Genomic DNA, 19,550 nt, shown 5'->3' on the forward strand with positions numbered 1-19,550 from the left:
CGAGACTCGCGCTTCCATGCCGTAGGGAGCTTAAGGAGATTCGGCGTGTTCCTCCGAAGAAGACGAGCGCTGACAGCCGGTCTGGTCACCGCGTTGACCATGGGGCTGGCCGGCGTCGTCGGCGCGGCCCCGGCTCAGGCGGCCGACAGTGACATCCTGGCTCAGCTCAAGAAGGTGCCTGGGCTGACCGTGGTCTCCGAGTCGGCGACCCCGCCGGCCGGATACCGGTTCTTCATGCTCAGCTACACCCAGCCGGTCGACCACCGGCACCCGCGGGCAGGCAAGTTCGAGCAGCGCTTCCAGTTGCTGCACAAGTCGACCGACCGGCCGATGGTGCTGCACACCAGCGGCTACAACGTGCGCACGACGGCGTTCCGCTCCGAGCCGACGCAGCTGATCGACGGCAACCAGATCTCCACCGAACAGCGGTTCTTCCTGCCGTCGCGGCCCGAGCCCGCCGACTGGGACGACCTGGACATCTGGCAGGCGGCAACCGACCACCACCGGCTGGTGCAGGCGCTCAAGCCGGTCTACTCCAAGAAGTGGATCTCCACCGGGGCCAGCAAGGGCGGCATGACCTCGGTCTACCACCGCAGGTTCTACCCGCGTGATGTCGACGGTGTGGTGGCCTATGTGGCCCCGAACGACCCGATCAACGACGAGGACCGGGCGTACGACAAGTTCTTCGACACCGTCGGGACCGATCCGGCGTGCCGCCAGGCCCTTGATGACCTGCAGCGGGAAGCTCTCAAACGGCGGCCGGAGATGGTGGCGCGCTACGAGTCGTGGGCGAAGTCCGACAACCGGACGTTCAACCAGGTCCTCGGCTCGGCCGACAAGGCGTTCGAGATGACCGTGCTGGACACGGTGTGGGCGTTCTGGCAGTACTTCAAGCAGGCCGACTGTGTGAACGTGCCGGCCAAGACCGCGTCCACCGACGACATCTACAAGTTCATCGACGACGTGGCCGGCTGGGCCTTCTACACCGACCAGGGCGTCCTGCCGTACGCGCCGTACTACTACCAGGCAGCGACCCAATTGGGCTGGCCCGCGTTGAAGTTCGAGCACCTGCGCGGCCTCACCCACTATCCGGCGTCGTTCTACCAGGCCAACTCCAACCTGCCGAAGGAGTTGCGCTCGCGGCACCAGGCGTGGCCGATGATGGACGTGGACTTCTGGGTGCGGACGCAGTCCAGCCAGATGCTGTTCGTGTACGGCTCAGACGACCCGTGGGGCGCTGAGCCGTTCCACCCGAGCCGGCGTGACTCGTACCGTTACACCGCGCCAGGCGCCAACCATGGCGCGAACATCGCTCAGCTGGTCCCCGCGGAGCGCACTGCCGCGACGACCACGTTGCAGCGCTGGGCGAACGTGACGGCGCCTGCTGTCACCGCCAAGACACTGGCGCTGTCCGAGCTGGACCGCGTGGACCCGCGCGAGGCGCGCTTCCCCAGGTGACGTCTTGTGGGTGGGTCAGCGTGCCGGCCCACCCACAAGCACATTCGCGACATCCGCGACCAGGTCGCGCTGGTTGGGCTCAAGGAAGAAGTGGTCACCGGGGAAGACCTTGCACCGGAAGCCCGCTGTGGTGATCTCAGCCCAGCCTTCCACGTCCGCAACGGGGGTATCGGGATCCTTGTCGCCGGTGTACGCGACGATCGGCGTGGCCACCGGTCCGGCCTTCGAGGGCTGGTACGTCCCGACGATGTGATAGTCCGCCCGCAAGGCGGGCATCAACAGTTCGCGCAGGTCGGGATCGTCCAGCGCGTCCGACGACGTCTCACCGCCGAGTCTGCGTACATCGGCGAGGATCGCCTCGTCGCCACCGAGATGGTTCTCCTCCGGTTTGGCCAGGTGTGGCGCCGCCCGGCCGGACACCATCAGAACCTGGGGCCTGCGGCCCGTCTTGGCCAGCCGGATGGTGACCTCGTGCGCCAGCGCGGCTCCCATGCTGTGTCCGAACAGGGCGAACGGCGTGTCAGTGAGCGGCAGTACGACCTCGGTCAGCGCGTCGGCCAAGGCGTGCATGTCGGTGAAACACTGTTCTGCGAACCGATCCTGCCGCCCGGGATAGCAGACTGCGAGAACATCCACGTTTCCGGGCAACAGGACCGGCCACTCACGGTAGGAACTGGGTGCCCCGCCCGCATGGGGAAGGCAGATCAGCCGGACGTCCGGCGCGGCTGAGGGCCGGTACTGGCGGAACCAGGTCTTGTTCACCTTTCGTTGATACCAGTACCAGCCAAGGCATCAACAGTGGGCGCGCACCTTGCGGATGTCGACCGGCAGTGCGGGACGGCCGTCCACGGTGTCCGGCGGCACGACGCCACCGGCGGCCACCTTGTCCAGTGTGGACAGTCCGGCCGGGCTGACCGTGCCGAAGATCGTGTAGTTCGGCCGGAGCGCGGAATCGCCGTACACCAGGAAGAACTGGCTTCCGTTGGTGTCCGGGCCCGCGTTGGCCATCGCCAGCACGCCACGCGCGTAGACCTTGCGCTCACCGGTCGGGTCGGTCGGCGCGGGTGGCAGACCCGTTGGCAGCTCGTCCTTGTAGCGGTAGCCCGGGCCGCCTTCACCCGTGCCGCTGGGGTCACCACACTGCAGCACCTTCAAAGTCGGGTAGCTGGTCAGCCGGTGACACGACGTGAAGTCGTAGAACCGGTGCTTGGCCAAGTGAATGAAGCTCTGCACCGTGCACGGCGCCTTGGCCCGGTCGAGCGTGACCGTCAGCTTTCCCTGATTTGTCGGCACATCCACACGGACCAGGCCGTGGGACGGAGTCCTGCGCGGGTCCGGCGGCAACGGCACCGGCCGCGCGGCCGGCTCTTCCGGAGTCTCGGTGTACTTGCACGGGCCGTGGGTGGTCTTCGGCGGCGCTGCCTGCTCCGCCGAGGACACCCCGCCCGTCACCATCAGCGCCGTCCCGGCGATCCCCGCGACGACGGCCAATCGGACCAGTCTCGACACGATCGTCCTCCCGTTCTCGGTCTATGACCGGGTAAGACAACCGTGTCCGATGGTTTCCGGCAAGAAACTAACGTCGTTAAGGCTGCTCCCACAGCCAGAACTCGATGCCCTGGTTGTCCACACAGTCCGCGGACAGGCCGTACGACTCCTGCTCGATCTCGCCGGTCTGCCCGCCGTGGGCGCGGACCCGTTCGAGCGCGGAAGGCAGATCGTCGACCGCATACATCAGCTTCCAGCCGACCTGCCTGCCCGGGCCGCCCCACAGACCGCCCTGCAGCCCGCTGCCCTCGATGCCCCAGCCACGGTCGACCCGGCCGGGGGAGAACTGCCAGCCGAGCACGGCGCCGTAGAAGTCCTTGGCCGCCGCGTCATCCGGGACCTGGAACGTGAAGTAGCCCGCGGCGCCGTGCCGGACCGGCGGCGCGTCCGGCCGCGTTCCCTGGGTCACGAGCCACCGCTGGCCGAACGGGTCACGGATCGACCCGCCCCGGCCGTACGGCGACGACGTCACAGGACGGATCAGCTCCGCGCCCAGTTCGACTGCGCGGTCCACAGCGCGATCGGGATCGGGCACTTCGACCCGGACGCTCGCGCCACCTCCTGTGGACGCGACATGGCCGATCTCCGCGAACTCCTCGGACAGCATCAGGACCGAATCGCCGATGGACACCTCGGCGTGCCCGATCCGGCCGTCATCCATCACGATCGGTTCGCCACGCCGTTGCGCACCGAACACGTCGACGTAGAAATCCAATGCCGCTCGCGCGTCCGGCACAGCCAGGTAGGGCGTGAGTGCGCTGGTCGTTGTCTCGGTTGTGGTCATGTCCTCTCCCATCAGCACCGCGCGGCGCAGTTTGTCGCGCAACTCGGCAGCGAATCGCGGATCAGGGGTGGCCGGCTCGACCGGCTGGCGGAGGGCGTCGAGTGGATCGGTCATCACTGCCCTCCTTTGAGGTGATAGGCCTTGCGGAACGCGGTTCTGGCGCGGACCAGCAGCGCTTCGGTGGCGTGCACGGTCCGGCCGAGGCACTCGGCGACTTCGTTGACCGGCAGGCCATCGACATATCGCAACGTGAGCGCGGCCCGGTGGTGGGCGCCCAACCGCCCCAGGACTTCCCGCGCGACCAGGGCGTCCAGCTCCCCGGTCCACGGATCGGTGACGTCAGGCTCATGGATCAGCCGCAGGCCCCGCTCCTCACGCTCCCGCCGCCGCCAGTGGTCGGCGAGTTTGTGCCGCGCGACCCCGATCAGCCACGCGACACTGACCGGCGGGGCATCGGCCTTGCGGCACGAGCCGACCGCGCCGAGGAACGTCTCCGACGTCAGCTCCTCGGCCACCGAGCGGTTCCCGCACCGCGACAGCAGGTATCCGTACACCTCCGGCAACGCCGACTCATACAGCTCGAGCAGGTCGAACGCCGGGTCCGGGCGGGCCCTCGGTTGCGTCATACCCCCATCGTCGTCCGGCAGACCGGTTCTCCGACGGGGTGATTTACGCGTCTTTGGGGTCTTGACAGTTCCCGGTTCGAGTCGCTAGTCCACGGACGTGACACACTGGTAGGGCTATGACCGCTCTGCCTCTCGTTTTCGACGCGCCCAAGCGTGGCCTGCCGCCGCGCCACCTTGCCGACCTCTCCGCAGCCGCCCGGCGTGAAGCCGTTGTGGCGCTCGGTGAGAAACCGTTCCGTGCCAACCAGTTGTCGCACCACTACTTCGGCAGGCTGACCGCCGACCCGGAAGCGATGACCGACATCCCGGCGGAGACAAGGCAGCGGCTCGTGCAGGAACTCCTGCCGCCCCTGCTGACCGTGGTCCGGCACGTCCAATGCGACGACGGTTCAACCCGCAAGACACTCTGGCGCGCACACGACGGCACTCTGGTCGAGAGCGTGCTCATGCGTTACCCCGACCGGACGACACTGTGCGTATCCAGCCAAGCCGGCTGCGGCATGGCCTGCCCCTTCTGCGCAACAGGCCAAGGCGGCCTGCAACGCAACATGTCCACCGCGGAGATAGTCGACCAGGTCCGTCTGGCGGCAGCAGCCATGCGCGACGGCGAAATGTCCGGCAGCCCAGGCAGACTCTCGAACATAGTCTTCATGGGAATGGGTGAACCGCTGGCGAACTACCGCCGAGTGGTGGACGCGGTTCACCGTATTTGTGATCCGTCTCCTTCGGGCCTGGGTATTTCCCAGCGTTCGGTAACTGTGTCGACTGTGGGTCTGGTTCCGGCTATTCGGAAACTGACCGAGGAGGGTTTGCAGGTTCGTTTGGCGGTGTCTTTGCATACGCCGGATGACGAATTGCGCGACACTCTGGTGCCGGTGAACACTCGGTGGAAGGTTTCGGAGGTCCTTGACGCGGCCCGGGCTTATGCCGATCGCACGGGACGTCGTGTTTCCATCGAGTACGCCTTGATTCGTGACATCAATGATCAGCCTTGGCGGGCTGATCTGCTGGGCAAGTTGCTTCGCCGTCATCTGGGGCAGTTCGCGCACGTGAATGTGATCCCTTTGAACCCGACTCCGGGTTCGAAGTGGGACGCGTCGCCCAAGCCTGTGGAGACCGAGTTCGTCCGTCGTGTCAACGCCGCCGGTGTCGCGTGCACCGTCCGTGACACCCGCGGGCGCGAGATCGCCGCCGCCTGCGGCCAACTCGCCGCCGAAGGCTAAGCCACACTGTGTGCTGGCATTGAATGCAATGACAGCACTGGAGGTGAAGCATGGCGGTCTTGACGATCCGTGACCTCGACGAGGGGTTGAAGGCTCAGCTCAGGATCCGTGCCGCCGAGAACGGCCGCTCAATGGAGGCCGAGGTGCGCGCGATCCTCGCCTCAGTGCTGACCAAGCGGGTGCCCGGTCCTGGGATGGGGTCGAGGATTCGGTAGCGGTTCGCCGACGCGGACTCCGGATCGTTCGAGCTTCCACCACGGGTGGAGCAGGTGCGAGCGGTGGAGTTTCCTGAGTGATCGTTCTCGACACCGATGTCATCTCTGAACTGATGAGGCAGGACCCGGATGACACCGTGGTCCAGTGGGTTGATCGATACCCTGCGGATGAGGTCTTCATTACGTCCGTGACGGCCGCCGAACTCGCGTATGGCGTCGCCCGGCTTCCCGACGGTCAACGCAAGACCGTGCTCGCAGCCAGGATCGCGGAACTTCTCGCAGACGACTTCCGAGATCAAATCTTGCCGTTCGACGAAGTGGCGGCCGGCCACTACGGCCAGATCGCGGCGGCGCGCGAGAAACAGGGCCGCCCGATCACCATGGCTGACGCCCAGATAGCCGCGATCTGCCGGCGCTTCGTCGCCTGCCTGGCGACGCGAAACACCAAGGACTTCGCGGACGCGGGTATCGCGTTGCGCGATCCGTGGGGCGATCCGCCCAAGCTGTAGGACGGTATCGCCGCCGTGGGGCGGATCACGACGGGTATCGAGGCATGTGCAACATCTGATATCATTGATTCAGATCTTGATATCTTGGAGGTGCGGCATGGCTCGTACTGTGATCGACCTCGACGATGACCTGGTGGCAGATGTGTCCAGGGCCTTGGGAACCAGCACGAAGAAGGAGACCGTCAACGCGGCTCTGCGTGAGGTTCTGGAGAACCGCCGCCGGGCCTTGGCTTTGACCCGGTTAAGGGCTTCCGCGGCCGACGGTGCTTTCGATCTGGAAAAACTTGAGGACAAGCGAGACTACCGTCGGTGAATCCTGCCGAGTTCCTGATCGACACCAGTGCGCTGGCCCGGCTCTTGCGACCGGACGCCGAGTCGTTCGGCTGGGACCAGGCTGCCGCGGCCGGGCTCATCGCGGTGTGTCCCATCACTGAGCTGGAATTCTTCTACAGCGCGAGATCATTCGCCGACCGCGAGCAGGGCATCGAGGACATGCGGTCATTGTTCGGCTGGGTGCCCATCGGTGACCGATCCTATGACCGCGCCCGGGAGGTTCAGGGTGAGCTCACCGCAAAGGGGCAGCATCGCAGCGCAGGCCCGGTGGACCTTGTTGTCGCCGCTACCGCCGAGTTGCAGGGCCTGACATTGCTCCACCGGGACCACGACTTCGAGCGCATCGCTGCGGTGACTGGCCAGGCCCTGCAGTGGTACGGACCGGTGGATGGTGGCTGACAGTTCGGCGCGTGAGCAGGTGCTGGCCGGGATCTTGCGAGAAGTCGCCGAGCAGAGGGACGCCGCGCAGGAGGAGGCAGACCCGGTCACACGTGAGCGCATGCTGCGCCATGCAAGGTCGAGAGAGGATCTCGCCGAGGAAGAGGCCGAAGCGGTTGCGGCTGACATCGCCGACAACGAACAGACCGCTCCGTTGCCTCGTCACTGTCGATAGCTCCCAAGGCTCGCGCTGCTGCAGCAATGCTTACATTTGTCGACAGCGTTTCTTACGTCTGGATGTAAGGAACGCTGTCGTTGAGCGAGTGTCACTCGATCCGGTGGCGGGTCTGGTGCGGGTGCACGATTGAATGGCGTGCCTAGGCACCTGCAGAGGTGGGGCCCCGAGATCGGAGGTCGGATGGCCGACGCAACACGGGACGTCGAGAAGGTCTACGCCACGGCTGATGTGGTGGCGAAGCTGCGCCGCCTGGCGGACGCGCTGGAGTCGGAGACGGCTTTCCGGATTCAGATCGCCGGCGAGCGGATCCGGGTTCCCGCGCGCGCCGAGTTCTCCGTCGAGCATGAGCGTGGCGATGGGGAAGAGGAGATCGAGTTCCAGCTCAAGTGGACACTCGAGGACGATGACGACGAGGACGACGACGAGAAGGTCGTCTAGTTCCTGCGCCTTGCGGCCGGCGCCGGCGCGTTGACACGTGACATTTTGGTCACCTATCGTCGTGGGGTGACCGACGACGACCGTGTCTTCAAGGCGCTGGCCGACAAGACGCGCAGGCGGCTGCTTGACCGGCTGTTCGCGCGCGACGGCCGGACGTTGTCGGACCTTGAATCCGAAGAGGACATGACGCGGTTCGGCGTGATGAAGCATCTCAAGCAGCTTGAGGACGCCGGCCTGGTCACCACCCGGAAATCCGGCCGGGAGAAACTGCATTTTCTCAACGTGGTGCCGATCAGGCTCATCCACGACCGATGGATCGACAAGTACACCGAGCCGCAGGTGGCCGCACTCGTCCAGCTGAAGACCCAGCTGGAGAACCCCGTGGCCGTGCAGGTGCACCGCATCTACGTCAAGGCGGCGCCGGAGGCGATCTGGAGTGCCATCACCGACCCGGAATGGTCGGTGCGCTATGGCTTTCGCGGCCCGGTTTCGTACGAACTGCGGCCCGGTGGTGTGTTCAAGGTGCCGGCCGGTGTGGACTCGACGAGCGTTTTGGTCGAGGGTGAGGTCATCGAGGCCGACCCGCCGCGCCGGCTCGTGCAGACGTGGCGCCCGACCTGGCTTGGCGAACCGGCTACGCGTCTGACCTACGAGATCAAAGAGGGCCGGAACGGCGTCTGCTCACTGACTGTCACACATGACGTTCGCGATGCTCCGCGGACCGCCGCACAGGTGGGCGGCGGCTGGGCCGAGGTGCTCAGCGATCTCAAGACGTTGCTGGAGACGGGTTCCAGCCTTTATTAGGGATACTGGGCAGCATGGAGATCTGGGTCAACCCGGCGTGCTCGAAATGCCGGTCCGCGGTGAAGATGCTCGACGAGGCCGGTGCCGATTACACGATCCGGCGATATCTGGAGGAGCCGCCGACCGCGCAGGAACTCGGCGACGTGCTCACGCGGCTCGGCTTGGAGCCATGGGACATCGTCCGGACCGCCGAGCCGGTGGCCAAAGAACTGGATGTCAAGAGCTGGGGCCGCACACCGGCCGACCGGGACCGCTGGATCGAGGCGATGGCCGCTCATCCGATCCTGATCCAACGGCCGATCATCACGGCCGATGACGGCACCACAGTGGTGGGCCGTTCCGAAGACGCGGTCCGGTCGGTGCTCTAGCCGGTCTCGCATCGACTTGCGGCTGAGGCATAAAGCCGATCCACTCAGGACGCCTGCGGGACGATCAAGGTCGTGCGCACTCGGCTGGGGATCCTGGGATCGGCGCTGATCTTGTGCCTGACTGCCTGTACCAGCCCGGATCCGGGTGGTCGTCAGCCGCTGAACACCGACAAGGTGACCGATGCGGGGCCGGAGATCTGTTCTCTGCTGCCGAAACAGGCCATAGCACATCTGACCGCCCGCGCCGAGGAGAATCTGACAGCTGTCGGTGACCTGCCAGTCGGGCCGGACACGGACCGTGGTCAATGCGACGTGCTTGTCTCGGAGGGAGAATCGCGACAGACAGTAGCGCGGCTCCGGATCGACACGAATCAGGCAGGCGCGGTTGTTCGTGTCAATGAAGCGATTCAGATAGCTCAGGAACGTGGCGCACGCACGCCGTTGCCCAACCCGTTGCGGAAAGGCAACGAGGCGGCGCCATCCATCTCGCTCGCCATCAAATGCGGTAACCGTCCTGTCCAAATCGGAATCGACATCACCGGATACGACACGCGCCGCAACACCGTTGACGCGGACCTGGCCGATCTGTCCGGTGTGGTGGCGTCGAAGTACGGCGGCAGGCTCGGTTGCCGGTCCGAGGTCGCGCCGCCGCTCGAGGAGGAACAACGCGGCAACGTCCTGATGAAGGCCGGTAACGGCGACACGGATGTCCCAAGTGGACCGTCACCGGGGCCGTCGGCCAGCATCGGTCTTGTCGAGGCGATCACGACCGCGCCCGACGGAACTGTCTACTTCGTGGGGCGTAAGTACTCGGTGGACGTCAGCCCGCGAAGCGTCGAAGGCGACACCGCGCCGTGGGGACAGAGCCTGCGGATCCTACGGATCCGTACCGACGGTGTCGTCGAAGTGGCGTGGGATCCGAACCTGGCGCCGTTCTCGGTGAACGCCAGCCCAGTTCCCGGTGACATTCCGGAGAAACTCCGGTTACAGGGCCGGGACACGTTGGGTGCGGTGAGTGCGTTGACCTTGCACAAGGACCAGGTCTGGCTCGTACCGACGAACGCAACGTCCAAACAGGCCGGTGGGACGCTGTCCCGGCCGGTGCGGATCGTCCAGCTCAACGGCGGACGCGCAGTCGACCTCCGTGCGATCAAGGCGCCCAACGACGCCGACTCCAGCCGGATCAAGGATCCAGCGGGGCGGCCGATCCCCAATTCGATCGACCTCTGGAACGAAAGCCAGTTCTCCGCGGTCAGTTTCGACGGCGAAACACCCGTGCTGCTTGACAGCGCGCACGCCCGCGTCTGGCGAGTCGACGCTCTGCGCGACGGCAAGATCCTCGACGCGACAGTCTTCCCAGCCGTTACTCAGATTGCCGCGGGCAGCAGCACCGCCGCGCTCACCGGCGGCCGGTTCGCCGTCAGCACCCCACAAGGCGGGATCAGCGTCCTCAACAGCCGCGGCCAAGTCCCCGTCGGCTTCCCCACTGTCAGCGCACAGATAGACGGCGTCGGCCTCAGCCCGCTGGAACTCGGCCGCCGCCAGCTGGCCGGCGCGGGCGACGACATCCTCGTCCACGCCATGACCAGCCAGATCAACGCCCCAGCCGTGGTCCGCGTCAACAGCAAAGACGGCACAGCCCGCACAATCCAGGTCAGCGGCTACCCAGGCTCCCGTGACCCATCCAGCAACGTCGACACAACCCGTTTCGCCCGGACCTTCGGCACAGCCGCCAACGCCACCCGCCTCTTCGCCACCGGCTGGCCGGTCTCAGCCCTGGGAGCCGTCGGCCAGAACATCCTCATGGCGCCCTTCGGGGCCCGAATCCTCTACGAACTCGTGCCCCGCCGCTGACCGAGGCGCGTGCCTCAAACACCCAGACGAGGCCTCCGGCCCCCCGTTTTCCATGCTACTCAGGGGGTCCGACAAGCGTCCTCAGTCTTGATCTTGGGGACGCAGGCTGTCCACAGGGGGCTGTTGCCTCGGAGGCGACCGTTTTCTGTCAGTCCCCACCGGTAGGCTGGAAATCGGGGGGCCGAGGGCCGCCCCAAGGCGAAATGGTGCGGGGGTTTTCAGCGGCGCCAGCTGGTGCGGCGGCGGATCTGGTCGATCACGAGCAGGATGATCAGGCCCGTTCCGGTGCCGATCAGCCAGAGGTCCTCGGTGCGGCCGGTGTGGTTGCCGATGAGCATGATGAACATCGCGAAGGCGGTGAACCAGCCGGCGATCCGGGTGCCCTTGGGGAAGCTGCCGTGCCAGCCCCATTCGGCCGACGGCTCGTCCTGCGGGCTGACGGTGTGCGCCGGAGCCTTTTCAGAGCTCGCCACGGTCCCTCCTTGTTCACGCTGCCAACATCGGTAATGGTCCCATACCCGGCCACCGGTGCCTCAGGCACGGTCGGCGACAATAGGCGGCGATGTCCGCAAACATTCGCTCTGTCATCCTCCTCGGCTCCACCGGGTCGGTCGGTACCCAGGCGCTCGAGGTGATCGCGGCCAACCCGGACAAGTTCCGGGTCGTCGGGCTCGCTGCGGGTGGTGCCAACCCCGCTGTACTGGCAAAACAGGCTCAGGACTTCGGCGTCAAGAACGTCGCGGTGCCACAGGGCGGCACCGGATTCGGTGACGCCAGGGTGTTCACCGGGCCGCGCGCCGTCCTCGATCTGATCGAGGCGGTGCCCGCGGATGTGATTCTCAACGCGATCACCGGATCGCGTGGTCTTGAGCCGACGCTGCACGCTCTCAAGACCGGCGCCCGGCTGGCGCTGGCCAACAAGGAGTCGTTGATCGCGGGCGGCCCGCTCGTGCTCGAAGCGGCTCAACCGGGCCAGATCGTGCCGGTCGACTCCGAGCACTCCGCGGTCGCCCAGTGCCTGCGGGGCGGGCGGGCCGAAGAGGTCGAGCGGCTCGTTGTCACCGCATCGGGTGGTCCGTTCCGGGGCTGGGCCAAGGCCGACCTGCAGAGCGTCACGCCCGAGGCCGCGATGGCGCACCCGACCTGGTCGATGGGCCCGGTCATCACGATCAACTCGGCCACCCTGGTCAACAAGGGTCTTGAGGTCATCGAGGCGCACCTGCTGTTCGGCGTCCCGTATGACCGGATCGACGTGGTCGTCCACCCGCAGTCGATCATTCACTCCATGGTCACGTTCAGTGACGGGTCCACGCTGGCGCAGGCCAGCCCGCCGGATATGCGCCTGCCGATTTCGCTCGCGCTCGGCTGGCCGGACCGTCTGCCCGGCTCGGCGCAGCGCTCCAGGTTCGACGAACCCACGGCCTGGACCTTCGAACCGCTGGACGACGACACGTTTCCCGCGGTCAGGCTGGCCCGGCAGGCCGGCGAGACCGGTGGCTGCCACCCGGCCATCTACAACGCCGCGAACGAGGAGGCAGTGGCCGCTTTCCTAGAGCTGAACGTGGGCTTCACCTCGATCGTGGACACTGTGCAACGAGTACTGGCGCAGGCCGATGCCTGGCGAGGGACCCCGGGCGGTGTCGAGGAGGTCCTCGCGGCTGAGGACTGGGCACGGGCACGGGCCCGCGAACATCTCGGAAGGAACTGACCGTGGAGTTGATCTTCGGAATCGTGCTGTTCGCGCTCGGCATCGGCCTGTCGGTCGCGCTGCACGAGGCCGGGCACATGTTCACGGCCAAGTGGTTCGGCATGAAGGTGCGCCGCTACTTCATCGGCTTCGGCCCGAAGATCTTCTCCTTCAAGCGCGGTGAGACCGAGTACGGCCTGAAGGCGATCCCCGGCGGCGGCTTCTGCGACATCGCCGGCATGACCGCGATGGACGAGCTCACACCGGACGAGGAAAAGCGCGCGATGTGGCGCTATCCCGCCTGGAAGCGCGTGGTGGTGATGGTCGCCGGGTCGATCTCGCACTTCATCCTCGGCTTCATCCTGCTCTACATCCTCGCCGCCAGCATGGGACTGCCCAACCTGGTCGACAAGCCGGTGATCGCCAGCACGTCGTGTGTCCAGAACGACACTCTCAACCAGGACCCGAACACTCCCCGGCCACAGTGCTCACCCAGCGACCGGTCGCCCGCGCGGGATGCCGGGCTGCAGGCGGGTGACCTGGTCGTGGCGGTGAACGGCAAGGACACCAAGACCTTCAGCGACCTGCGCGCCACTCTGAAGCCGCTGTCGGGCCCGCAGCAGATCACCGTCGAGCGGGACGGTCAGGACCGGACGTTCACTGTGGACGTCGCGGTCGCGCAGCGCCTGGCCCAGAAGGGTGACCAGCGGGTGCTGGACCCGCAGGGCAGCATCGGCGTCTTCCAGGAGCGGATATTCGAGTACAACGCCTGGAACGCGGTCGGTGGCACTGTCGGCTTCACGGGTGACATGTTCGTCAAGACCTGGGAAGGCCTGATGCGCTTCCCCGAGCGGCTGCCCGCTGTGGTGAAGGCCATCGGTGGCGGCGAGCGCGACCCCGACACGCCGATCAGTGTCGTGGGCGCGAGTAGACTCGGTGGCGAAGCGATCGAACGCGGCTTGTGGGACCTGGTTCTGCTGCTGCTGGCGAGCCTGAACTTCTTCATCGGCGTGTTCAACCTGCTACCGCTGTTGCCGCTGGATGGGGGACACGTCGCGGTGATCGTCTACGAGAAGGTCCGCAACGCGTTCCGCCGCATGCGCGGCAAACCGGCGGGTGGTCCCGTGGACTACACGAAGCTGATGGGGCTCACCATGGTGGTGGTCTTCATCGGCGGTGCGGTGATGCTGCTCACGATCACCGCCGACATTGTCAACCCGATCACGCTCAACTAGAGGAGTTGTCATGACCAGCGGCGAAGTGCTGCTCGGCATGCCGTCACTGCCGCCGCCGGTCTTGTCAGAGAGGCGTAAGACCCGGCAGCTGATGGTCGGTTCGGTCGGTGTGGGCAGTGAGTTCCCGGTCTCGGTGCAGTCGATGACCACGACCGTGACCGCGGACGTGAACGCCACCCTGCAGCAGATCGCGGAGCTGACCGCGGCGGGCTGTGACATCGTGCGGGTGGCCTGCCCGTCGCAGGACGACGCCGAAGCGTTGCCGGCGATCGCGCGCAAGTCGCAGATCCCGGTGATCGCCGACATCCACTTCCAGCCGAAGTACGTCTTCGCCGCGATCGAGGCCGGGTGCGCCGCGGTGCGGGTCAACCCGGGCAACATCAAGAAGTTCGACGACAAGGTCAAAGAGATCGCGGCCGCGGCGCGCGACCACGGCACGCCGATCCGCATCGGGGTGAACGCGGGTTCGCTGGATCCGCGGCTGCTGGCCAAGTACGGCAAGGCGACGCCCGAGGCGCTGGTGGAGTCCGCGCTGTGGGAGGCGTCGCTGTTCGCCGAGCACGACTTCCACGACATCAAGATCTCGGTCAAGCACAACGACCCGGTGGTGATGATCCGGGCGTACGAGCTGCTGGCGGAGTCGTGTGACTACCCGTTGCACCTGGGCGTGACCGAGGCCGGTCCGGCGTTCCAGGGCACGATCAAGTCCGCGGTGGCCTTCGGCGCGCTGCTGCGCCAGGGCATCGGCGACACGATCCGGGTCTCGCTGTCCGCGCCGCCGGTGGAGGAGGTCAAGGTCGGCACGCAGATCCTGCAGTCGCTGAACCTGCGGCCGCGCAAGCTGGAGATCGTGTCGTGCCCGTCGTGCGGCCGGGCACAGGTGGATGTGTACAAACTGGCCGATGAGGTCACGGCGGGCCTGGAGGGGATGGAGGTTCCGCTCCGGGTCGCGGTGATGGGGTGTGTCGTGAATGGACCGGGCGAGGCCCGGGAGGCCGATCTGGGCGTGGCGTCCGGCAACGGCAAGGGCCAGATCTTCGTGCGCGGCAAAGTCATCAAGACCGTGCCCGAACACCAGATCGTGGAGACCCTGATCGAAGAGGCGATGCGCATCGCCGAGGACATGGAGCCGGTCGAGGGCTCGCCCGTCGTCACGGTGTCCTGACCCAGCAGTTCGGTGGTGGCCGGAGACGGTGCCTGATTCGACGGGTTGGGCACTTGGACTCCTCGATTCGGTGGTTCATCTGGCACGCTTAGTAGGTGCTTCGGATGGCTTCCGCGCGGTTACTCGACGAACGAGACGGCATGGCGGTGCGAGCCGTGCTGGCCGCGGATCCGGTCGCGTGTTGCATGGTGGCGGCGAGGGTCGAAGCCGCAGGTCTGGACGCCTGGCGGCTGGGTGGTGAGCTGTGGGGAGCCGACGTCCGGCCGATGCGCAACGGGCGCCTTGACGGGCTGTGTTACGTCGGCCCGAACCTGATTCCGTTGCGCGGCAACAAGGCTGCGCTGCGGTGTTTCGCCGACCGGGCGCTTCGGCGCAGGCGGATGTGCTCGTCGCTGGTCGGCCCGGCCGAGCAGGTGCTGGGCATGTGGGCCGAGCTCGAGCCGGAATGGGGCCCGCCCCGGGAGGTCCGCGCGGACCAGCCCTTGATGGCGATCAGCTCGTCTCCGCTGGTCAAAGCCGATCCGCTGGTGCGGCCGGTCCGGCCGGACGAGCTGGACCGCTACCTGCCCGCCGCGATCGCGATGTTCATCGAAGAGGTGGGCGTCGACCCCCGTGTGGGTGATGGCGGTGCCGGCTATCGCGCCCGCGTGGCCGAGTTGATCGCCGGTGGCCGGGCGTTCGCCCGGTTCGAGGGCGGCAACGTGGTGTTCAAGGCCGAGATCGGGGCGCTTTCCAAGTCCGTCGGGCAGATCCAGGGCGTCTGGGTGCACCCCGACCGGCGGGGCAGCGGCATAGGCACCGCAGGCACCGCAGCCGTGGTGGAACGGCTCGTCAAAGGCATGAACCGGACCGCGAGCCTGTATGTCAACTCGTACAACGCGCCTGCGCGGGCCGCATACCAGCGGATCGGATTCACCCAGGTCGGGGTCTACGCGACGGTGCTGTTTTAACGCTACTCATTTGGCGGTTGCGGCATACTGCGCCGAGTGAACCGAACGGGGCTTGTCGCCGCACTCCTGGTGGTCCTGCCGATAGCCGGCTGCGGGTTGTTCGGCTCTGAGCCTGGTCCCGAGGACTTCGCCCGCGATTTCCTGACCGCATACGCCAGCGGCGACACCAGCGGCGCCGCTGGTCGGACCGATTCTGCCGTGAACGCGAAGGCGCTACTGGACAACGTGCGTGGCGCGTTGAAGCCGGTCGCGGTCAAGACACAGGTCACCGGTTCGACGACGATGGAGGACAAGAGCGCGAAGGTCCGGTTCACCGCCGACTGGGATCTCGGCAAAGACCGGCACTGGTCCTACGAGGGCGAGATGGAAGTCCGCCCGGACAACGACTCCTTCCGCGTGCACTGGCTGCCGTCGGTCATCCACCCCAAACTGGGCGCGCAGCAGACCATCGGCCTGCGGGACAAGGAAGCCACGCAGGCGCCTGTGCTCGACCGTGACGGCGCGCCGCTGCTGGCACCCGAACGAGTGGTTTCGGTGATTCTGGACCCCGCGAAGGCCGGTGATGTGGCAGCGGTCGCGGGGACGCTGGCCGCCGCGGTCGGCAAGGTCGACCCGGCGATCACCCAGCAGTCGATCGTCGACGGGGTCAACAAGACGCCAAAGGGCCAGTCGTACACCGTGGTCTCGTTGCGGGACGCGGACTATCAGTCGGCCAAGGCGCAGATCTACGAGCTGCCCGGCGTCCGGTTCACCGCCGCGACACGGCTGCTGGCGGTCGACAAGAACCTCGCGACCCAACTGCTGCCGAACATCCGCAAGCTCGTGGAGGACCAGGTCTCCGGCAAGCCCGGATTCCGGGTGGTGACGTTGAACGCCGCAGGCGGCGAGGTCGAGGAGATCTTCGTCAAGGACGCCGAAGCGGGCACCGCCGCGTACGTGACGTTGAGCCGCAAGATCCAGGCCGCGGCTGAGGCAGCGATCGACCCCGTGCCGCAAGTTTCCGCCATCGTCGCGATTCAGCCGTCCACCGGCGATGTGCTCGCCGTCGCCCAGAACGCGCCGGCCGATGCTCAGGGCGCCATAGCCCTGACCGGCCGCTACCCGCCCGGCTCGACGTTCAAGATCATCACCTCCGCGGCGGCGTTCCAGGCCGGCTCGGCAGTCACCGCCGACACGCCGGTCGGATGCCCAGGCACGATCACCATCGGCCCGCGAGCGATCCCGAACTCGGGCAACTTCGACAAAGGCACCATTCCGTTGCACACCGCGTTCGCCGTGTCGTGCAACACGACGTTCGCCAAGCTCGCCGCCGACATGGCGCCGGACGCCCTGACCAACGCGGCCAAACAGTTCGGCATCGGCGTCGACTACGTGATCCCGGGCATCACCACGGTCACCGGCTCCGCGCCACCGGCCGCGGATCTGACCGAGCGCGCCGAAGACGGCTTTGGCCAGGGCAAAGTCCTCGTGTCGCCGTTCGGGCTGGCCGTGGTCGCGTCCACTGTGGCGAGTGGGACTGTGCCGAAGGCCACGTTGTTGCGCGACAAGCCGACCAAGATCGACCAGCAGCCCGCGGCAATACCCGCACCCGTCCTTGATGCGTTGCGCGCAATGATGCGCGAAGTCGTGACCGCCAACCCCACTCACCCGCTTGCGCAACTACCTGACGTGCGTGGAAAGACCGGCACAGCACAGTTCGGCGACGGCACGCATTCACACGGGTGGTTCGCTGGCTACCAGGGCGATCTCGCGTTCGCCGTGCTGCTCACGGACGCGGGCAGCTCAGGAGTGGCACTGGATGCCACCGATCGTTTCTTGCGCGCTGTCGCCGCGTCGTAGTGTTGTTGTATGCCCGTACGTGCCCCACTGACTCCTGGCGAGCAGACGCCGCGCCGCCCAGTGCCCATCACCATCGCCCGTCCTGAGTACGTCGACAAGCCCGCGCCCGCGCGCAACACAGAGCCGACGTACGTGCAGACGCCCGAGGTGATCGAGGCCATGCGCGTCGCCAGCCGGATCGCCGCCCAGGCCCTGCAGGAGGGCGGCAAGGCAGTCAAACCGGGCGCCACCACGGACGACGTCGACGCGATCGTGCACGAGTTCCTGCTGGACCACGGCGCGTATCCGTCGACCCTCGGCTACCGCGGTTTCCCCAAGTCCTGCTGCACCTCACTCAACGAGGTCATCTGCCACGGAATCCCGGACTCGACCCTGATCGACGACGGCGACATCGTCAACATCGACGTCACGGCGTTCATCGGCGGAGTGCACGGCGACACCAACGCGACGTTCTTCGCCGGCGAACCCTCCGACGAAGCCCGCCTGCTGGTGGAACGCACCCACGAAGCCACCACGCGTGCGATCAAGGCGGTCCGCCCCGGCCGCGCCCTCAACGTCATCGGCCGAGTCATCGAGGCCTACGCCAAACGCTTCGGCTACGGCGTGGTCCGCGACTTCACCGGCCACGGAATCGGCCGCTCCTTCCACAGCGGGCTCGTGATCCTGCACTACGACGAGCCCTCCGTGACCACGGAGATCCAGACCGGCATGACCTTCACCATCGAGCCCATGATCACCCTCGGCGGCGTCGACTACGACATCTGGTCCGACGGCTGGACGGTCACCACCAAGGACAAAAAGTGGACCGCCCAGTTCGAACACACAATCGTCGTGACCGACACCGGCGCCGAGATCCTCACGCTGCCTTGACGCCGCCCTGAGCATGGGCCACGGCCCCCGTTTACCAGCCTATCGCCGGGGTCTGACAAGAAGCGGTGTCGGCAGGCTGTTCCAGGGGAGGTTGTCCACAGACACGGACCTGTCCACAGCGGGGATGTTGGTGGCTGAAACTTGTCGTATCCCGCTCGTAGGCTGGACTCCGGGGCTGGAGGCCGCCATGGAGCAGGCCTGGGTCTGTCTTTCCGGGGGATGTGCCCTCGGAAAGACAGACCGCCGGCTGCTTGGTCAGGCTGGGTGTTCGGCGAGGTAGCTGAGGGCTTCGGCGAGGAAGCCGCCGGCCTCGCGGACGGCCCGTTCGGGGTCGCGGTCGCGGATGGCGAAGAGCAGGCCGCGGTGGTCGATCTTGCGGGCGTCGGGCTGGGAGTTGTCGAGGGCTTCGATGCTGGCTTTGATCACTTCGGTGAGGCCGGCGTGCAGTTCGGCGAGCAAACGGTTGTGTGATGCGATGACGACGAGGTGGTGGAAGTCCGCGTCGATCTGGACGAAGCGGGCCCACTGGCCGGATGCCGCGGCTTCGTCGCGCATCTCCAGCAGGCGGGTGAGCTGTTCGAGCTGGGCTTCGGTGCGGGCGGAGGCGGCCAGGCGGGCGCCTTCGACTTCCATTGTCCGCCGTACTTCGAGGACATCACGTAGCTCGGGTCCACACAGCCGCCGGACTGCGCCGGAGAGTTCACTCGTGGCCCGTACGAATGTGCCGTCGCCTTGGCGGACCTCGAGGAGGCCTGCGTGGGCGAGGGCACGTACGGCCTCGCGGACTGTGTTGCGGCCGACGCCAAGCGCGGTGACGAGCTCGGGTTCGGTGGGGATTCGCTCGCCAACCCGCCATTCGCCCGTGGTGATCGCGCTGCGCATCTGCTCGATCACTTGGTCGACAAGGCCGGCACGCCGGGTCGTGGCCAACGGCACGGTGTCATCCTCCCCACGTCGATGTTCGGGACAACCGAACATCCTACGTCTCTTGTAGTAGTCATGGTGTTGCGTCGACCCAACAGAGTGCC

The 19,550-nt window shown here is 66.6% G+C and carries 23 protein-coding genes; 17 read left to right on the forward strand and 6 right to left on the reverse strand.

From position 1 onward, the window contains the following. Window positions 1–45: 45 nt before the first annotated feature. Window positions 46–1,458 (forward strand): S28 family serine protease, encoded by a 1,413-nt coding sequence (locus tag JOF56_RS20985; RefSeq protein ID WP_307855181.1) that lies wholly within the window; start codon window positions 46–48, stop codon window positions 1,456–1,458. A gap of 15 nt (window positions 1,459–1,473) precedes the next feature. Here JOF56_RS20985 and JOF56_RS20990 read toward each other — a convergent pair whose 3' ends face one another. The 4 genes from JOF56_RS20990 to JOF56_RS21005 form a co-directional block, all read right to left on the reverse strand. Next, complete coding sequence (locus JOF56_RS20990; protein WP_209640765.1) at window positions 1,474–2,220, reverse strand: thioesterase II family protein; 747 nt, start codon at window positions 2,218–2,220, stop codon at window positions 1,474–1,476. Between the two features lie 30 nt (window positions 2,221–2,250). Beyond that, window positions 2,251–2,913 carry a peptidylprolyl isomerase gene (locus tag JOF56_RS20995; protein ID WP_209648374.1) on the reverse strand — a complete coding sequence of 221 codons (663 nt, stop codon included), beginning with the start codon at window positions 2,911–2,913 and terminating at the stop codon, window positions 2,251–2,253. A gap of 130 nt (window positions 2,914–3,043) precedes the next feature. Then, window positions 3,044–3,904 carry a VOC family protein gene (locus JOF56_RS21000; protein WP_209640767.1) on the reverse strand — a complete coding sequence of 287 codons (861 nt, stop codon included), beginning with the start codon at window positions 3,902–3,904 and terminating at the stop codon, window positions 3,044–3,046. After that, window positions 3,904–4,416: an RNA polymerase sigma factor gene (locus tag JOF56_RS21005; protein WP_209640768.1), complete on the reverse strand. Its 513-nt coding sequence runs from the start codon at window positions 4,414–4,416 to the stop codon at window positions 3,904–3,906. Before JOF56_RS21005 ends, JOF56_RS21000 begins: the two co-directional genes overlap by 1 nt. 116 nt (window positions 4,417–4,532) lie before the next feature. On the opposite strand from JOF56_RS21005, the gene rlmN reads away from it, so the two are divergent. The 10 genes from rlmN (at window position 4,533) to JOF56_RS21055 (ending at window position 10,776) form a co-directional block, all read left to right on the forward strand. Next, window positions 4,533–5,639 (forward strand): dual-specificity RNA methyltransferase RlmN, encoded by a 1,107-nt coding sequence (gene rlmN / locus JOF56_RS21010; protein ID WP_209640770.1) that lies wholly within the window; start codon window positions 4,533–4,535, stop codon window positions 5,637–5,639. A gap of 50 nt (window positions 5,640–5,689) precedes the next feature. Continuing rightward, a complete protein-coding gene (locus tag JOF56_RS21015) occupies window positions 5,690–5,854 on the forward strand; it encodes a FitA-like ribbon-helix-helix domain-containing protein (RefSeq protein WP_307855182.1) in 165 nt (54 codons plus the stop codon). 77 nt (window positions 5,855–5,931) lie between these two features. After that, window positions 5,932–6,363 carry a type II toxin-antitoxin system VapC family toxin gene (locus JOF56_RS21020; RefSeq protein WP_209640773.1) on the forward strand — a complete coding sequence of 144 codons (432 nt, stop codon included), beginning with the start codon at window positions 5,932–5,934 and terminating at the stop codon, window positions 6,361–6,363. A 97-nt stretch (window positions 6,364–6,460) separates the two neighbouring features. Next, a complete protein-coding gene (locus JOF56_RS21025; protein WP_209640774.1) occupies window positions 6,461–6,676 on the forward strand; it encodes a type II toxin-antitoxin system VapB family antitoxin in 216 nt (71 codons plus the stop codon). Further along, window positions 6,673–7,095 carry a PIN domain nuclease gene (locus JOF56_RS21030; protein ID WP_209640776.1) on the forward strand — a complete coding sequence of 141 codons (423 nt, stop codon included), beginning with the start codon at window positions 6,673–6,675 and terminating at the stop codon, window positions 7,093–7,095. The genes JOF56_RS21025 and JOF56_RS21030 overlap by 4 nt, the downstream gene beginning before the upstream one ends. Then, window positions 7,085–7,309: a hypothetical protein gene (locus tag JOF56_RS21035; protein ID WP_209640779.1), complete on the forward strand. Its 225-nt coding sequence runs from the start codon at window positions 7,085–7,087 to the stop codon at window positions 7,307–7,309. The genes JOF56_RS21030 and JOF56_RS21035 overlap by 11 nt, the downstream gene beginning before the upstream one ends. A 183-nt stretch (window positions 7,310–7,492) precedes the next feature. Then, complete coding sequence (locus tag JOF56_RS21040; RefSeq protein WP_209640781.1) at window positions 7,493–7,750, forward strand: amphi-Trp domain-containing protein; 258 nt, start codon at window positions 7,493–7,495, stop codon at window positions 7,748–7,750. Window positions 7,751–7,816: 66 nt separating this feature from the next. Next, window positions 7,817–8,554: an ArsR/SmtB family transcription factor gene (locus tag JOF56_RS21045; protein ID WP_307855183.1), complete on the forward strand. Its 738-nt coding sequence runs from the start codon at window positions 7,817–7,819 to the stop codon at window positions 8,552–8,554. Between the two features lie 14 nt (window positions 8,555–8,568). Further along, window positions 8,569–8,922 (forward strand): arsenate reductase family protein, encoded by a 354-nt coding sequence (locus JOF56_RS21050; RefSeq protein ID WP_209640785.1) that lies wholly within the window; start codon window positions 8,569–8,571, stop codon window positions 8,920–8,922. Between the two features lie 72 nt (window positions 8,923–8,994). Next, the gene (locus tag JOF56_RS21055; RefSeq protein ID WP_209640786.1) at window positions 8,995–10,776 is read left to right on the forward strand and encodes a hypothetical protein; all 1,782 of its coding nucleotides are present in this window, start codon (window positions 8,995–8,997) and stop codon (window positions 10,774–10,776) included. A gap of 218 nt (window positions 10,777–10,994) precedes the next feature. Here the strand turns inward: JOF56_RS21055 and JOF56_RS21060 are convergent, their stop codons facing one another. After that, window positions 10,995–11,249, reverse strand: coding sequence for a DUF2631 domain-containing protein (locus JOF56_RS21060; RefSeq protein ID WP_209640788.1), 255 nt, complete (start codon window positions 11,247–11,249; stop codon window positions 10,995–10,997). Between the two features lie 89 nt (window positions 11,250–11,338). Here JOF56_RS21060 and dxr point away from each other — a divergent pair, with 89 nt between their 5' ends. The 6 genes from dxr (at window position 11,339) to map (ending at window position 18,522) form a co-directional block, all read left to right on the forward strand. Continuing rightward, window positions 11,339–12,484 carry a 1-deoxy-D-xylulose-5-phosphate reductoisomerase gene (dxr, locus tag JOF56_RS21065; RefSeq protein ID WP_209640790.1) on the forward strand — a complete coding sequence of 382 codons (1,146 nt, stop codon included), beginning with the start codon at window positions 11,339–11,341 and terminating at the stop codon, window positions 12,482–12,484. Between the two features lie 2 nt (window positions 12,485–12,486). Beyond that, window positions 12,487–13,698: a M50 family metallopeptidase gene (locus JOF56_RS21070; RefSeq protein WP_209640791.1), complete on the forward strand. Its 1,212-nt coding sequence runs from the start codon at window positions 12,487–12,489 to the stop codon at window positions 13,696–13,698. Window positions 13,699–13,708: 10 nt separating this feature from the next. Next, window positions 13,709–14,863 (forward strand): flavodoxin-dependent (E)-4-hydroxy-3-methylbut-2-enyl-diphosphate synthase, encoded by a 1,155-nt coding sequence (gene ispG / locus JOF56_RS21075; protein WP_209640792.1) that lies wholly within the window; start codon window positions 13,709–13,711, stop codon window positions 14,861–14,863. A gap of 95 nt (window positions 14,864–14,958) precedes the next feature. Continuing rightward, on the forward strand, window positions 14,959–15,813 hold the full coding sequence (locus JOF56_RS21080) for a GNAT family N-acetyltransferase (RefSeq protein WP_209640794.1): 855 nt from the start codon (window positions 14,959–14,961) through the stop codon (window positions 15,811–15,813). A 36-nt stretch (window positions 15,814–15,849) separates the two neighbouring features. Then, window positions 15,850–17,652, forward strand: coding sequence for a penicillin-binding transpeptidase domain-containing protein (locus tag JOF56_RS21085; protein WP_307855184.1), 1,803 nt, complete (start codon window positions 15,850–15,852; stop codon window positions 17,650–17,652). 9 nt (window positions 17,653–17,661) lie between these two features. After that, window positions 17,662–18,522 carry a type I methionyl aminopeptidase gene (gene map / locus JOF56_RS21090; RefSeq protein ID WP_209640796.1) on the forward strand — a complete coding sequence of 287 codons (861 nt, stop codon included), beginning with the start codon at window positions 17,662–17,664 and terminating at the stop codon, window positions 18,520–18,522. A 255-nt stretch (window positions 18,523–18,777) separates the two neighbouring features. Here the strand turns inward: map and JOF56_RS21095 are convergent, their stop codons facing one another. Beyond that, window positions 18,778–19,458, reverse strand: a complete 681-nt coding sequence (locus tag JOF56_RS21095) for a FadR/GntR family transcriptional regulator (RefSeq protein ID WP_209640798.1) — start codon at window positions 19,456–19,458, stop codon at window positions 18,778–18,780. Between the last annotated feature and the right edge of the window lie 92 nt (window positions 19,459–19,550).

Source organism: Kibdelosporangium banguiense (assembly GCF_017876405.1).
In the GTDB taxonomy this organism is placed as follows: domain Bacteria; phylum Actinomycetota; class Actinomycetes; order Mycobacteriales; family Pseudonocardiaceae; genus Kibdelosporangium; species Kibdelosporangium banguiense.